Source organism: Variovorax sp. YR266, assembly GCF_900107295.1.
Taxonomy (GTDB): domain Bacteria; phylum Pseudomonadota; class Gammaproteobacteria; order Burkholderiales; family Burkholderiaceae_C; genus Variovorax.
Genome location: NZ_FNPM01000004.1, coordinates 409569 through 424695 on the forward strand (window position 1 = coordinate 409569; position 15127 = coordinate 424695).

Here is a 15127-nt window from a genome sequence, read left to right on the forward strand (position 1 = left end):
TCGTCAGCCCTGCGCAGTGGCTTTCCCGGTCCTGCGCAGCAGCACCGGCAGGCACAGCAGGTAGAGCGACGCCCCCGCAAGCCACACGATGCCCGGAAAGCGCGTGCGGAACGCGAAGTAGAGCGGGCTGATGAGCAGCGGGCCGAACACCGCCGCCAGGCTGGTGATGCTCGCGAGCACGCCCTGCAGCCGCCCCTGCTGCGCCTCGCCCACGCGCGCCGAAAGCGTCGCCTGCAGCGCGGGTGCGCAGACGCCGCCCATGCACAGCAGCGGCAGCAGTGCGATCACCATCCAGCCCTGCGTGGCGAAGGCGATCAGCGCATAGCCCGTGCCGTCGGCGATGGTGCCGACGGCGATGGCTGCGCGTTCGCCCCAGCGCTCGACCAGCGGACCCGCCACGAAGCCCTGCACCAGCGCATGGAGCAGGCCGAAGACCGCGAGCGAGAGGCCGACCATGGTGCCGTTCCAGGCGTAGCGGTCCTGGCCGTAGAGCACCCAGGTCGTGCCGGCGACTTCGCCCACGAGCACGAGCAGCAGGAACACGCCGAGCAAGGGCAGCAGCGCGGGAAAGCTCTCGGCCCAGCGCAGCGGCGCGAGCGGATGCAGCACGCCGCGGTCGAAGGGCTGCGACGCGAGTGCCGGCGGGCGCGACTCGCGCAACACCAGCAGACCCACGAGAAAGGTCACGCCATTGAGCAGTGCGGCCGCGATGAACGGCAGCCGCACGCCGTGGTCGCCGAGCACGCCGCCGATCGCCGGCCCGGCGATGAAGCCCAGGCCGAAGCAGGCGCCCATGCGGCCGAACCAGCGCGCGCGCTGGTGCTCGGGCGTGAGGTCGGCGATGGCGGCGGAGGCCACGGCGGTGCTCGCGCCCGTCATGCCCGCGATCGCGCGGCCCACGAACAGCATCCACAGCGAGGGCGCGAAGGCCATGAAGAGCGCGTCGACAGCCGCGCCCAGCACAGAAGCCAGCAGCACCGGCCGGCGGCCGAAGCGGTCGCTCAGTGCACCGAGCACGGGCGCACAGAGGAACTGCATCAGCGCATAAAGCGAGAGAAAGGCGCCGAAGTGCCAGCCGAGGTCGCCGGTGTGGCCGACCTCGCGCAGCAGGCTCGGCACGATCGGCATGACCAGGCTGATGCCGATGGCGTCGAGCGTGACGATCGCGAGGATCACGAACTGCGCGTGGCGGCCGTTCGTCGCGAAAGAAGTTGAAGAACTGTTGGAATTTATCACTGATAAGGGATTATCAGCGATAAATTCCAGGCTGTGAAGTACCCGCACGAACTGGCATCGACATCGACATGAAACTGGACCGCGAAGTGATCCTCGAGGCAGCGCTCGCGCTGCTCGACGAGGTCGGCATGGACAAGCTCAGCACCCGGCTGCTGGCTGAGCGGCTCGGCGTGCAGCAGCCCGCGCTGTACTGGCATTTCAAGAACAAGCGGGCTCTGCTCGACGCGATGAACAGCGAGATCCTGCACCGCGCCCACGAGCGCAAGCTGCCGTTGCCTGGCGAGACCTGGGACGGGTTCCTGCGCGAGAACGCGCACAGCTTCCGCCGCGCGCTGCTGGCGCGGCGAGACGGCGCGCGGCTGCATGCCGGCTCCGAGCCCGACCCGGGCGACCTCGACATGGTCGAAGCGCAGCTTGCAGCCGTGGTCAACCTGGGCGTGCCGGCGACGCAGGCGATGACGCTGCTGATCGCGCTGGGCCGCTACACCGTGGGCTGCGTGCTGGAAGAACAGGCAGCGCCGCCCGACGCGGAGATGCGCCAGCAGGTGCTCGATGCCGCCGCGGCCTCGCGTCCGCTGCTGGCCGAGGCATTCGCCCACTACCGCCGGGCCGGGCCCGACGCGCTGTTCGAGATCGGCGTGGACCTGATGCTCGAAGGCGCGAAGGCGCGCCTCGCGGGCAAGGGCCAGGCCGCCGAGGCTAGCCCCCGGCCCCGCCGAGAATCCAGCCGGCGGCCTTCTCCGCCATCATCAGCGTAGGGCTGTTGGTGTTGCCGCTGGTGATGGTCGGCATCGCGCCCGCATCCACCACGCGCAGGCCCTGAATCCCACGCACCCGCAGTTGCGAATCGAGCACGGCCATCGGGTCGCTCCCGGCACCCATCTTCGTGGTGCCCACCGGATGAAAGATGGTCGTGGCGATGTCGCCGGCCAGGCGCGCCAGGTCTTCGTCGGTCTGGTACTGCACGCCGGGCTTCCACTCCTGCGGCTTGTACTTCGCGAGCGCAGGCTGCTCGGCGATTCGGCGCGTGACGCGCAGCGAATCGGCCGCCACCTTGCGGTCTTCGTCGGTACTCAGGTAGTTGGGCGCGATGGCCGGCGCGTCTTCGAATCGCTTGCTCTTGATGCGCACCGAGCCCCGGCTCGTGGGGTTGAGGTTGCACACGCTCGCGGTGAAGGCCGGAAAGCTGTGCAGCGGATCGCCGAAGGCGTCGAGCGACAGCGGCTGCACATGGTACTGCAGATTGGGCCATTCGCGATCAGGCGAGCTGCGCGTGAAGGCGCCGAGCTGCGACGGCGCCATGCTCATCGGGCCACTGCGCTTGAGCAGATATTCGAGGCCGATCTTCGCCTTGCCGACCATCGACGAAGCCATCACGTTGAGCGTGGGCGCTCCCTCGATCTTGTAGACCGCGCGGATCTGCAGATGGTCTTGCAGGTTGGCGCCGACACCTGGCGCGTCGAGCACCACGTCGATGCCGTGCTGGCGCAGCAGATCGGCCGGGCCGATGCCCGAGAGCTGCAGGATCTGCGGCGAGCCGATGGCGCCCGCGCTCAGGATCACTTCGCGCGTGGCGTGCGCGGTGGTCATCTCGCTGCCGTTCCACACCTCGGCGCCGGTGCAGCGGCGCGTGCCGTCGGGCAGCGTCTCGAACAGCAGGCGCGACACCTGCGCGCCGGTCCAGAGCTCGAAGTTGGGCCTGCCATAGCAGGTCGGGCGCAGGAAGGCCTTGGCGGTGTTCCAGCGCCAGCCGTTCTTCTGGTTGACCTGGAAGTAGCCCACGCCTTCGTTGTTGCCGCGGTTGAAGTCGGCGGTGTGCGGCACGCCGGCCTGCGAAGCGGCTTCGGCAAAGGCGTCGAGGATGTCCCAGCGCAGGCGTTGTTTCTCGATGCGCCACTCGCCGCCGGCACCATGCATTTCGTCGGCGCCCAGGTAGAAGTCTTCGTGCTTCTTGAAGGCCGGCAGCACGTTCTGCCAACGCCAGCCTTCGTCGCCGGTGAGATCGGCCCAGTGCTCATAGTCGCGCGACTGGCCGCGCATGTAGATCATGCCGTTGATGCTGGAGCAGCCACCCAGCGTCTTGCCGCGCGGGTAGCGCAGCACGCGGCCGTTGAGGCCGGCGTCGGGCTCGGTGCTGTAGAGCCAGTCGGTACGCGGATTGCCGATGCAGTACAGGTAGCCCACCGGAATGTGGATCCAGTGGTAGTCGTCCTTGCGGCCCGCTTCGATGAGCAGCACGCGCTTGCTCTTGTCGGCACTGAGCCGGTTCGCCATAAGCGAGCCGGCGGTGCCCGCGCCGATGATGATGTAGTCGAAGGTGTTGTCGTTGTCTCTCATCTTTTTTCTCAGGGTTTCACGGTCATGGTCTGGGCGGTGCCCTCGCCGAAAACTTCGGGCGCGTACATGGCCTCCACGCGCGCCGGGGGCAGCTTGAAGTCGCCCGCGTTGTTCAGCCGCACGGTGTATTCCACGCGCCAGTTGCCGCGCGGCACGTAGCGGAAGTACGCACGGTAACTGTCGGTGGCGCGTTCGATGTAGCTGGGCCAGGCCCAGCCCTCGCTGGTCTCGCCGCGCTGCGCGAGATTGCTCTCGCGGCCCAGGCCGCGGCCGAGCTGGCTCGCGCCCGAGGGCACGGCGTCGCGCACCACCACCCAGGTCTGCTCGGCGGTCGATTCGAGGTCCAGCCGCACGCGGTAGACGTCGCCCACCGACCACTGGCCCTTGCGCTTCTGCTCGACCGGCGTGACGCTGCGGCGCACCACCAGGCCGTTGGCGACGGGCTGCGTGTTGCGCACTGCTGCCAGCGTGCTGATGGTGGCCCAGGGCTTGCCGCTGCCTTCGTGGCGCAGCTGCAGCGTGCCTTGCGCGCCTTGGGCTGGCCAGGGCAGCAGCACACTCGGAGCCTTGGCATCGGTCCACGCCGCATCGCGCGTGGCGCGGCCCAGCGTGGCACGCGTCACGCCATCGACCGGGCCGGCTTCGAACTGCTGCTGGAAGCGGCGCAGCGCGACCGTGCTCCAGGCATTGCCGGTGGTGGTGCTCCAGCGGCCGGCGCTCTGGCGGCCGACCAGCCCTTGCGTGATGAGCGGCGCATCGGCCTTCCAGCTTGCGTCGGTCTCGGCCCATTGCTGCGCGAGCAGGGCCATGCGCGCGGCGGTGCTGTCGCCGCTCCACATGAACCACCACCAGTGCAGCGACGATTCATCGCGCCAGCGCAGGCGCGTGCCCTGCACGTCGAAGCGGCTGCGCAGCTGCGCGCCGGCTTCCTTCAGCGCAGCATCGCGCTCGGCATCGGCGGGCATCGCCATGAGCGCGCGCGACCAGTCGACCAGCGACTGGGCCGAAAGCGCGTCGAGCGCCTTGGGCTTGACCACGATCTTCGCGCGGCCATGCTCCACCAGCGTGGCCTGCGCGGCGAGCTGCTGCGGCTCCAGGTAATTGCGCGGCGCCCAGTCTTGCGCGGCCAGGCGGCCTTGAAGCAGGGCATCGAGCGCATCGAGCATCTGGCGGCGCGGGGCTTCGGGCACAGGCCAGCTCTTGGCGTGGGCGAGGTCGAGCAGCTGCACGGTGAGCATCTCGCTGCCGGACAGCGAGGATTCGGGGAAGTAGCGTGCCAGCCCCTTGCCGTCGATGTACTTGGGCAGCTGGGCCATCAGCTTGTCCCAGCTCGCGCGGTCGTCGAGCGACACGTAGCGCGAGCTCTGCTGCTCGAGGCAGCTGTACGGGTACTGCGCCATCCAGCGCGTGGATTCGGCCAGCGCCGCATCCACGAGGCTGGACTGCAGCGCCACGCGCACGCCGCCTGTGAGCGGCACGGCATCGCGCGGTTGCACGACGGGCACCGCGCCCGCGTCGGCCACCGACAGCAGCGTCGACTGGCGCACCGTGGCGGTCAGTGCTGGCACCACGCGCTGCGTGATCTCCAGCGCGTCGCGCTCTTCGCCGCCCTGCGCGCTGATGCGCCAGCGCAGCGTACTGGCACCACCGGGCACGGCCACAGGCCACAGCACTTCCTGCGTCTGGCCGGCCGCAAGCTGCACGCGGCGCTCGATCTTCAGGCCGCGCGCGGCCAATGCATCGGCGGGCACCACATCGCGTGCGCCGGACCATTCGCCATTGGGCTCGACGACGGCCTCAGCCTTGAGCACCACGGCAAGCGGCGACGCGCCCGTGTTGCGCAGGCTGAGCTTCTGCACGATGGCATCGTCCGCGCGCAGCAGCTCTGGCAGGCCGCTGAAGATCTGCAGCGGCTGCGTGCTGGTGATGGTGGTTTCGCCCTGGCCGAACTGCGCCTCGCCCGCACTGGCGATGGCGACGATGCGGAACTGGGTGAGTGCGTCGTTGAGCGGGACGGTGGCGCGGGCGATGCCTTGGGCGTCGGTGCGCAGGTCGGTGCGCCAGAGGATGAGCGAGGAGAGGTCAGTGCGCGGGGGCGGCTCGTCCGGCGCGTCCGGCTTCGAGGCGCGCATCGCGGCGGCCGCGACCGGGGCCGGAGCGCCCGGTACGGCGCCGAACAAGCCGCGCGCGGCCTCGTCGTCCGGCCGGTGCTGCGGCTGCAGACCGAGCTCGACCCGGCGCAACAGGCGGGCATCGAGCGCCGTGCTGGTGACCGAGTTGCCGCGCGCCGCGAACATCGCCCGGGCCAGCGCCCAGGTGCCATTGGGCTTGAGCGCCAGCAGGGCCTGGTCCACCGCGACCAGTGTGACGCGCGCGCCCCCCACGGGCTGGCCGGCGACATCGCGCACCGCCACCTCCATCGGCAGCTGCGTACGCGGCCGCGCCGTTGCAGCCTCGGGACGCAAACCGACGGAAAGCGTCCACGCATCGGGACGCACCGGCACCTCCGCGCGCTGCACGCTCGCCAGCGGTGCGTCCTTGCCTGCGTCCTGCAGCGGATACACATAGCGCGCCGCCAGATGCACGTTGGGCGCATGTTGCGCAGTCAGCGGCAGTTCGATGCGCTGCGCCATCGCGGTGATCGCATGCACGCTGGCTGCCATCACACCTTCGCGTTCCACGGTGAGCAGCAGGTTCGCCGGCAGACGCTCGGGACGCGCGATCACGATGGCGGTCTCGCCAGGGCCGAAGGCCGGTCCGTTCTCCAGCTGCAGCGCTGAACGGGCCAGCGCCTCCTGCCAGCCCAGTGTCCAGCGGTACTGCAGCATGTCGGTGCGCACGACGGCGCGGCTGTGCTTCAGGCTGCTGGCGCTCGCGCTGAACAGCCATTGCTCGGGCACCTGCTGGCCCGACACCGCAGCGGGTAACTGCCACTCGCAGGCCCACCGCCCTTGCGCGTCGGTGCGGGTGCTGCACACATCCACCTCGGGGCCGAGGTCGGTGATTCGCGTCTGTCCGTTGTTCCAGTTCCGCTGCACCGGCTTGACACGCACGCTCACGGGTTCGTCGGCCACCGGCCGGTTCTGGTCGTCGAGTGCAATGCCTTCGATGGCCTGCGGCCGATCCCGGTCTTTCGCCCGCACGCGCAGGCCGAGCTTCATGCGGTCGGGCCACAGCATGGTGCTGGCGCCGACGGTCTGGGTTTCGCCGTTGGGGTCCTGGAACTTCAGCTCGGTCTGCAGCAGCATCGGCCGTTCCAGCGATGGCGTCTTGAGCCGCAGTTGCGTCCTGCCGGCGGCATCGAGCTTCGTGGCCTGCGGTGGAATGGACGGCGGCATGGCAGGCACGGCATCGAGCGTTTCGTCGTAGAACGCGTAGCCGGGCTGCGGACCTTGCACCTGGCGCGCCCAGCCCTGCTGCACGGTCACCGGCAGCCCGGCCGCGGCGCCGCCGGCGAAGTAGCTCAGCCGCGCATCGACCACCGCGAGTTGAGCGTCGCGCTCCCACAGCGCCTTGGTGCGCAGTTCGCTGTCGAACACCGGCGTGCGGAACTCCTCGACCTGGAACTGCGCACTGGCCAGCTGCCGGCCGCCCTGCAACACCAACACGGTGTAGTTGCCGAGCTTGGCGTCGAACGGGATCGTCCATTGGCTGGTGGCGCTCCCGTCGGGGCCGAGCGGCACACTGGACGTGCTCACCTTGTCGCTCCAGCTGTAGCGGATCTCGATATCGAGCGTGCCTGCCGGCGGCAGCGCGAAGCCGCGGCTTTCAAGCAGCCGCACGACGTGCTGCATGCTGACGGTCTCGCCTGCCTTGAACAGCGTGCGGTCGAGCACGGTGTGGGCGCGAAAGTTCTGCGCATCGCGGCCTACGGGAAAGCCGTTCCACCCTGCGAAGACCTGCATCAGCGCCATGTCGTCGCCGGCGCGCACCACCACCCAAGGGCTGTTGTTGCCGCCGCCACCGTAGCGTGGCGTCACGGCGCGGGTGTTGTTGCTGCACGCCAGCTTGCCACGCAAGGCCTCGTCCGGCCGGGCCAGGCCCTGCGCGTCGGTCTTGCCGCGCCAAAGCAGTTCGCGGTTGCACGAGTACACGGCCACGTCGGCGCCCGCCACCGGCTTGGCGCTGTCGAACGCGGTGACCCAGATCACCGAAGCACCTGCATTGCCGAAGCTCGCGCCGGGGTTGAGGTTGGTGGCCTGCACCACCGCATAGCGCTGGCGTGGCGAGGTATCCCGGGTTTCGTTCGGACCAAGCGGGCGTGTGTCGATGTATTGCGTGAAGGCGGCGCTGTCGGCGCGCACCACGTGCAAGCCGGGCGCGGCGAGCGGCACGCCGACGAATTCCATTGCATCGCCCTGCGTGGCCAGCGTCGATGTACGCGGTGCCCCTGCCTTGGCGTTCAGCTCTTCGGTGGGCCACTGGCCGGCCTGCTGGCTCTGCAGCAGTTCGATGGCGTAGGCCTCGATGCCCACGCCCATCTCGCCGCCGAGCCGCCATTGCCGCAGCGGCACCGACTTCTCGACGCGGCGCACGGCAAAGGCCGCCACTGCGTCGGACTTGCCGGCTTGCCACGGCATGACGGCGAGAGAGTTGGCCACACCCAGATATGGCGGCAGGCGAGCGAATTCGACTGTCTTGGGAAACTCCGACGCGTTGACCAGCGGCCGGCCGAGCACGTCGCGGAAGTCTTCGGGCAGGCGCGCAGTGAAGCGGGTTCCCTCGCCGAAGCTGCCCTTGGGCGGCATCACGCGCAACTGCCGAACCTCGTCACGACGCCATGTGTCGACGGCATCGAAAGACAGGTCGGCGCCCGACGCGTCGGTCAGGCGAATGCCGCCGGACCTCATGAGGCCGATGCCGGCGGAGAAAGTCAGTTCGACCGGCCGTCGCGGGTCGCAGGCCTTCTGTCCCTGGGGGTAGTCGAGCACCGTGCACTCGACACGCGCGGTGAAGCGCGGACGAGTGGTGTAGTTGAAGAGCTTCGGCTCGGCACCGCCCACGGGCGCCTGGCGCAAGCGCAATTGCACGCCTTCGGGCAGCGGCTGCGCACAGCGCAGTGCCAAGGCATAGGTACCCGACTGGGCTGCGCGCAGCGCCGAGGCCAGGGCGGCCCCGGTGACCAGCTCTGCCGGCTGGCTCTGCACCTTGTCGCCGTCGCGCAGCTCGCAGGTGAAGCCGGCCGCCAGCGTCTGCGGATCACCCACGGGCTGGGGGTCGTAATGGCGCAGCAGGAAGACCTGGTCGGGCGCAACCTGCGAGCCCTCGGCTGGAAAGGAAGTAGAGAAACCATGGGGGCCGGCCACAAAGCTCGCGGCCGGCGGCGTGGTCACCGCCTCGCCCGCCAGCGTCTTGAGCCCAGCCTTGAACACGACATTGCATCGCGTCCCACCACGCACATCTTTCTCGAACTCGAAGGCCCAGGCGCGCGGACCGATCCAGCGCGCGCGCCCTGCTGGCGTCTGCGGCGAGCACTGCACGCTCGCGGGCTCGGCGCCTTCGCTCTGGCCCAGCGGCACCATGTCGGCGTCGAAGCGGATCGACACCTGCCGCACGTCGCGCGCTTCGCCTTGCGGGCTCACGCTGAGCACGCCGGCAGCGTGCAGCGTCGGCGCCGCGACGAGCGCCACGGCCAGGGCCAGCAGCCGCCAGAGCGCGCCGCCGGCCGAAGCCGGGTTTCGGAAAGTCCTCGTGTTGTTGTTCGCAGCCATGTCTCCTCGGTCCTCTCTGGTCTTCTGATGCTGGACGCGGGATGCGTCCGGGTTTCTAGGCGGTCATGGCGAACTCTACGGAAGAAACGTTTCAGAACCCGAAGGATCGGAGAGACCCCGGCGACGGTGGCCGGGGGGCCTGCTTTTACTTGGCAGTCGGCATCACGAACTCGGCGCCCTTGCCGATGCTCTCGGGCCAGCGCTGCATCACCGACTTCTGCTTGGTATAGAAGCGCACGCCCTCTTCGCCGTAGGCATGCATGTCGCCGAACAGCGAGCGCTTCCAGCCGCCGAAGCCGTGCCAGGCCATGGGCACCGGGATCGGCACGTTGATGCCGACCATGCCGACCTGGATGCGGCGGCTGAATTCGCGCGCCACGTTGCCGTCGCGGGTGAAGCAGCTCACGCCGTTGCCGAACTCATGCGCGTTGACGAGGTCGACTGCGTCCTTGAAGTTGGCCACGCGCACGCAGCTGAGCACCGGACCGAAGATTTCTTCCTTGTAGATGCGCATCTCGGGCGTGACGTTGTCGAACAGCGTGCCGCCCATCCAGAAACCGTCGCCGCAGCCTTCGCCAGCGGTGCTGCCATTGAAGTTGCGGCCGTCGACCAGCAGCTTCGCGCCTTCCTTCTCGCCCAGGTCGATGTAGCCGGTGATGCGCTCGTGCGCGGCGCGCGTGACGATCGGGCCCATCTCGGCGGCGAGATTGGTGCCGTTGAGCACCTTCAGCGTCTTCGTGCGTTCGATGAGCTTGGGAATGATCTTGTCGGCCACGTCGCCGACCAACACCGCCACGCTGATGGCCATGCAGCGCTCGCCGGCAGAGCCGTAGCCCGCGCCGATCAGCGCGTCGACCGTCTGGTCGATGTCTGCGTCGGGCAGCACCACCATGTGGTTCTTCGCGCCGCCCAGGGCCTGCACGCGCTTGCCGTGACGGGCGCCGGTTTCGTAGATGTAGTTGGCGATGGGCGTGGAGCCGACGAAGCTGATGGCCTTGACGTCCGGATGCTCGAGCAGCGCGTCGACGGCGGCCTTGTCGCCCTGCACGACGTTGAACACGCCGTCGGGCAGGCCGGCTTCCGTCAGCAGTTCGGCCATGCGCAGCGAGGCGCTCGGGTCGGTCGGGCTGGGCTTGAGCACGAAGGTGTTGCCCGCGGCAATGGCCACCGGGAACATCCACATCGGCACCATCACCGGGAAGTTGAAGGGCGTGATGCCGGCAACCACGCCGAGCGGCTGGCGCAGCGTCCAGTTGTCGATACCGGTGCTTACCTGGTCGGTGAAGTCGCCCTTGAGCAGTTGCGGAATGCCGCAGGCGAACTCGACGATGTCGATGCCGCGGCTGACTTCGCCCTGCGCATCGGTGAAGACCTTGCCGTGCTCGGCGGTGATGAGGTGGGCCAGCTCGTCCTTGTGCTCGTTGAGCAGCTGCAGGAACTTGAACATGACGCGCGCGCGGCGGATGGGCGGGGTGTCGGCCCAGGCCGGGAAGGCGGCCTGCGCGGCGGCGACGGCGGCCGCGACCTGCGCGGTGTCGGCCAGGCCGACCTTGCCGGTGACGGCACCGGTGGCGGGGTTGGTCACGTCTTGCGTGCGGCCGGAGGTGTTGGCGGCAGGCTTGCCGGCGATGAAGTGGTCGATGGAGGTGGGCATGGGGAGGGCTTTGAGAAGGCTTTGCTGGCGGAGGAGTGCAATCAGTTTAGGCAGCACCTTGTTCCGCGCCTAGTCACGAAGACTGAACTTATTGTTCAGAATAGCGAACAATAGAACCATGAAACCCCAAAATATCGAGTCGCTCTGGACGCACCTTCACTGGCTCACGGTGCTGGCGCAGCAGGGCAGCTTCACGGCGGCGGCGCTGCGCCTGGGTGTGAGCAAGGCAGCCATGAGCCAGCGCATTGCCGAACTGGAGCGCGCGGCCGGCGCGCCATTGGTGCAGCGCACCACGCGCAGCGTGCGGCTCACCGAGGCCGGCCAGCGGCTGGTGGAAGACATGCGCGGGCCCTTCGAGCAGATTGCCCACAGCTTCGCGGGCGTGCGCGATCTCGCGGGGGTGCCGCGCGGGTTGGTGCGGGTAACGGCGCCGGTGGCCTTCGCGCGCCAGCAGCTGGTGCCGCGGCTGGCCGACTTCCTGCGCGCGCAGCCGGAGGTGCGCCTCGAGCTCGATCTGTCGGACCGACTCAGCTCGCTGGCGATGGAGGGCTTCGACCTGGCCATCCGCCACACGGCCGCGCCGCCCGACACGCACGTGGCCTGGACGCTGTGCGAAACCCGTTCGGTGCTGGTGGCCAGCCGCGCCTACCTGCGCCGCCGCGGCACGCCGCGCGAGCCGCAGGCGCTGGCGGAGCACGACTGCCTGCACTACCCGCGCGCGCAGGAAACGCCGACCTGGCACTTCGAGGCAAAGGCCTCGGCGCCGCGCATCACGGTGCCGGTCTCGGGGCCGCTGGTCGCGAACAACAGCGAGGCGCTGCGCGATGCGGCCCTGAGCGGGCTGGGCATTGCGCTGGTGCCCGATTTCAGCGCGCAGGCGGCGCTGCAGTCGGGCAAGCTGCAACAGGTGCTGCCGCAGTGGCGCTCGGTGGGTGCTTTCGGCGAGCGGCTGTATGCAATACGGCCCTACGCCACGCATGTCCCGCAGGCTGTGACGGCCTTTGTGGGGTGGTTACGTGAAGCCCTGTCCGAGGGCTTTTCAGCGTGATCGCACCTGCCCTGAAGAAAACCCGAAGAAACGGCGTTGTGCCCTACGCAAACGAGGGGTCTGGAGCACCTTCACACAGGATGCACCCGGTTACGATGCGCGCTTCCACCCCCGCCTTTGTTAACTTTCCCGCTCACCCGCCCTATGTCCCCTGCCACATCGACTGCCGACGCCTCCGCCGCCGACAGCGCGTGGCCTCGCGTCGAGCAGCGGGAGCAGGAAGGCCGCCAGTGGACGGTGGCCAGCGGCTGCTGGACCACGCTGGCGATGTCGTCCAAGCCGGCCTGGCAGGCGCTGGCCAAAAGCCTGGAAACCGCCCCGCCCGCCGACGACCGCGCCTGGGACCTGCGCCCCATCGGGCAGCTCGACCACATCGGTGCGCAGTTGCTGTGGGAGCACTGGCGCCACCAGTGGCCGGCCACGCTCGAAATGTTGCCGCAGCACAAGGCCGTGCTCGACCAGGTGGCGCAGTACACCGTCGCCACGCCGGACGAGCCCCCGCCCTCGCTGAGCGACCGCATCCGCGCGTTCTCGCACAACGGGCCGCGCGCGATGTACGTGGTGCGCGACTTCACGAGCCTGATCGGCCAGCTGGCGCTCGACGTGGGCCGGCTGATTCGCGCGCCGCACCGCGGGCCGTGGCGCGATTTCTCGGGGCACCTGTATCAGTTCGGCGCCACGGCGCTGCACATCACGGCGCTGGTCGGGCTGCTGATCGGCGTGGTGCTGGCCTACCTGATCTCGCAGCAATTGCGGCAGTACGGCGCCGAGACTTTCGTGGTGAACATCCTCGGGCTCTCGCTGATCCGCGAACTGGGGCCGGTGCTGGCAGCCGTGCTGATCGCCGGGCGATCGGGCTCGGCCATCACTGCGCAGATCGGCGTGATGCGGGTAACGGAAGAACTCGACGCAATGCGCGTGATGGGCATCCCGCACGGCTTTCGCCTCGTGATGCCGCGCGTGCTGGCGCTGGCCATCGCAATGCCGCTGATCAGCCTCTGGACTTCGATGGCGGCGCTCGCGGGCGGCATGCTGGCGGCCGATGCGGCGCTCAATATTTCGCCCGCCTACTTTCTTTCGGCGCTGCCGCGCGCGGTGCCGATTTCAAACCTCTGGCTGGCGCTGGCCAAGTCGGCGGTGTTCGGCATTCTGATTGCGCTGATCGGCTGCTACTTCGGCATGAAGGTCAAGCCCAACACCGAGAGCCTCGGGCGCGGCACCACGCAGTCGGTCGTCACGTCGATCACCGCGGTGATCCTTGTAGACGCGCTCTTCGCAGTGCTCTTCAAGGGCATCGGATTCAGGGCCTGACACCATGAGCATGCCCGTACGCTCCGACACCTACACCACCGTGGTGGACATCCGCGGCCTGTGGACGGTGTTCCAGAGCCCCGACGGCGAGCAGGTGGTGCACCGCGACCTGCAGCTGCACATCGACCGTGGCGAGGTGCTGTCGCTGGTCGGCGGCTCGGGCACCGGCAAGACGGTGCTGCTGCGCCAGATCCTCGGGCTCGAGAAACCCACGCGCGGCCACGTCGAGGTGCTGGGCCAGGAGCCCGGCGAGCTCAGCGCATCGGGCGCGGCCAACGTGGGCATGCTGTTCCAGCACGGCGCGTTGTTCTCGGCGTTCAGCGTGCTGGAGAACATCGCCTTTCCGCTGCGCGAGCTGAAGCTGCTGCCCGACGAGCTGATCCGCCACGCGGCGCTGGTGAAGCTGCAGATGGTGGGCCTGGGCCCGCAGCATGCGAACAAGAGCCCATCAGACCTCTCGGGCGGCATGATCAAGCGCGTGGCGCTGGCGCGCGCGCTCATCATGGACCCGCCGCTGCTGCTGCTCGACGAGCCCACGGCCGGCCTCGACCCCGAGGCATCCGACAGTTTCTGCGACCTGCTGCGCGGCCTGCACCGCGAGCTGGGCCTCACGGTGGTGATGGTCACGCACGACCTGGACACGCTGTTCGACCTGAGCACCCGCATCGCGGTGCTGGCCGACCAGAAGGTGATCGTCACCGGCGCGGCACGCGAAGTCATCGCGTACCCGCATCCCTTCATCCACGAATACTTTCTCGGCGGGCGCGGCCAGCGCGCCCTGGAGGCTCTGCACGACAAGCCCGCCGAACAATCTCCGTCGCAGCCCGCCGCCGAGGCGGGTCGCTGAAAGGTAGGTAGCCACCATGGAAAACAAGGCCCACGCCCTCGCCGCCGGCGCCTTCGTGCTCGGCCTGATCGCCGCGCTCGTCGGGCTGGTGATCTGGTTCACGCGCGACAACACCGTGCGCAACATCTACGAGCTGTCCACACGCGACGCCGTCAGCGGCCTGCAGCCGCAGGCCATGGTGCGCTACCGCGGCATCGCGGTGGGCAAGGTGGCGTCGATCGACTTCGACCCCAAGGTGAAAGGCAATGTGCGCGTGCGCATCACGGTCGACGAGCGCGTACCGCTCACCACCTCCAGCTTTGCCACGCTGAGCTACCAGGGCGTGACCGGCCTGGCCTTCATCGCGCTGGACGACAAGGGCGAGTCGACGGTGTCGCTGAAGCCGGACGACGACAACCCGCCGCGCATTCCGCTCAAGCCCTCGATGCTGGCGCAGCTGCAGGACCGCGGCGAGGCCATCATCAACCAGGTCGAGGAAGTGACGAAGCGCGCCAACCAACTGCTGAGCGACCCCAACCAGAAGCGCGCGGCCGAAGCGCTGGAGAACATCGCGGCCGCCTCGTCCAGCGCCAACACGCTGCTCAAGACGCTCGACAACACGGTGAAGACCGGACTGAACCCCGCACTGACGAAGCTGCCCGACACGCTGGCCTCGGTGAAGAAGGCGGCCGGCGACGTCTCGCGCGTAGCCACCAACTTCAACACCACCGTGGGCCGGCTGAACGCGCCCGACGGCCCGGTCGAGCGGCTGAGCGACGGCACCAAGGCGCTGGCGCAGGCGGTCGATTCGTTCAACGCGGCGACGCTGCCGCGTGTGAACCGCGTGGCTGACGACACCTCGCACGCCGTGCGCCGGCTGGGCCGCGCGGCGGACAACATCAACGACAACCCGCAATCGCTGCTGTTCGGCAACGGCGGCGCAGTCGCGGGCCCGGGCGAGCCGGGGTTCAGCGCGCCCGCTGCGACGCGGCCCTGAGCAGCAT

At 69.0% G+C, this 15127-nt stretch carries 9 protein-coding genes; 5 read left to right on the forward strand and 4 right to left on the reverse strand.

The features are described 5' to 3' along the window. Positions 1-3 precede the first annotated feature (3 nt). The gene (gene tet, locus BLW48_RS13780) at positions 4-1233 is read right to left on the reverse strand and encodes a Tet(A)/Tet(B)/Tet(C) family tetracycline efflux MFS transporter (RefSeq protein WP_177142337.1); all 1230 of its coding nucleotides are present in this window, start codon (positions 1231-1233) and stop codon (positions 4-6) included. Between the two features lie 71 nt (positions 1234-1304). On the opposite strand from tet, the gene tetR reads away from it, so the two are divergent. After that, positions 1305-1994 (forward strand): tetracycline resistance transcriptional repressor TetR, encoded by a 690-nt coding sequence (tetR, locus tag BLW48_RS13785; protein WP_093175475.1) that lies wholly within the window; start codon positions 1305-1307, stop codon positions 1992-1994. Here tetR and BLW48_RS13790 read toward each other — a convergent pair. The 3 genes from BLW48_RS13790 to BLW48_RS13800 all read right to left on the reverse strand — a co-directional run bounded on the left by BLW48_RS13790 (position 1936) and on the right by BLW48_RS13800 (position 10938). Beyond that, entirely contained in the window at positions 1936-3573 is a 1638-nt protein-coding gene (locus tag BLW48_RS13790) for a GMC family oxidoreductase (RefSeq protein ID WP_093053593.1), read from the reverse strand. The two genes, tetR and BLW48_RS13790, sit on opposite strands and share 59 nt — an antisense overlap. 8 nt (positions 3574-3581) lie before the next feature. Then, entirely contained in the window at positions 3582-9284 is a 5703-nt protein-coding gene (locus BLW48_RS13795) for an alpha-2-macroglobulin family protein (protein WP_093175478.1), read from the reverse strand. Between the two features lie 145 nt (positions 9285-9429). Next, complete coding sequence (locus tag BLW48_RS13800) at positions 9430-10938, reverse strand: CoA-acylating methylmalonate-semialdehyde dehydrogenase (RefSeq protein WP_093076773.1); 1509 nt, start codon at positions 10936-10938, stop codon at positions 9430-9432. A gap of 118 nt (positions 10939-11056) precedes the next feature. Here BLW48_RS13800 and BLW48_RS13805 point away from each other — a divergent pair, with 118 nt between their 5' ends. From BLW48_RS13805 to BLW48_RS13820, 4 genes are all read left to right on the forward strand, one after another. Further along, on the forward strand, positions 11057-11986 hold the full coding sequence (locus BLW48_RS13805; protein WP_093076771.1) for a LysR family transcriptional regulator: 930 nt from the start codon (positions 11057-11059) through the stop codon (positions 11984-11986). 144 nt (positions 11987-12130) lie between these two features. After that, positions 12131-13297, forward strand: a complete 1167-nt coding sequence (locus tag BLW48_RS13810) for an MlaE family ABC transporter permease (protein WP_093053583.1) — start codon at positions 12131-12133, stop codon at positions 13295-13297. Between the two features lie 4 nt (positions 13298-13301). After that, on the forward strand, positions 13302-14144 hold the full coding sequence (locus BLW48_RS13815; protein WP_093053581.1) for an ABC transporter ATP-binding protein: 843 nt from the start codon (positions 13302-13304) through the stop codon (positions 14142-14144). Positions 14145-14160: 16 nt separating this feature from the next. Continuing rightward, positions 14161-15120, forward strand: a complete 960-nt coding sequence (locus tag BLW48_RS13820) for an MlaD family protein (protein WP_093053578.1) — start codon at positions 14161-14163, stop codon at positions 15118-15120. Positions 15121-15127 lie beyond the last annotated feature (7 nt).

Excerpts from the sequence above, each read along its gene's own strand:
- BLW48_RS13795 (WP_093175478.1), bottom strand. The coding sequence starts at position 9,284 with ATGGCTGCGAACAACAACACGAGGACTTTCCGAAACCCGGCTTCGGCC.
- BLW48_RS13820 (WP_093053578.1), top strand. The coding sequence starts at position 14,161 with ATGGAAAACAAGGCCCACGCCCTCGCCGCCGGCGCCTTCGTGCTCGGC.
- BLW48_RS13800 (WP_093076773.1), bottom strand. The coding sequence starts at position 10,938 with ATGCCCACCTCCATCGACCACTTCATCGCCGGCAAGCCTGCCGCCAAC.
- BLW48_RS13815 (WP_093053581.1), top strand. The coding sequence starts at position 13,302 with ATGAGCATGCCCGTACGCTCCGACACCTACACCACCGTGGTGGACATC.
- BLW48_RS13790 (WP_093053593.1), bottom strand. The coding sequence starts at position 3,573 with ATGAGAGACAACGACAACACCTTCGACTACATCATCATCGGCGCGGGC.
- tetR (WP_093175475.1), top strand. The coding sequence starts at position 1,305 with ATGAAACTGGACCGCGAAGTGATCCTCGAGGCAGCGCTCGCGCTGCTC.
- BLW48_RS13805 (WP_093076771.1), top strand. The coding sequence starts at position 11,057 with ATGAAACCCCAAAATATCGAGTCGCTCTGGACGCACCTTCACTGGCTC.
- BLW48_RS13810 (WP_093053583.1), top strand. The coding sequence starts at position 12,131 with ATGTCCCCTGCCACATCGACTGCCGACGCCTCCGCCGCCGACAGCGCG.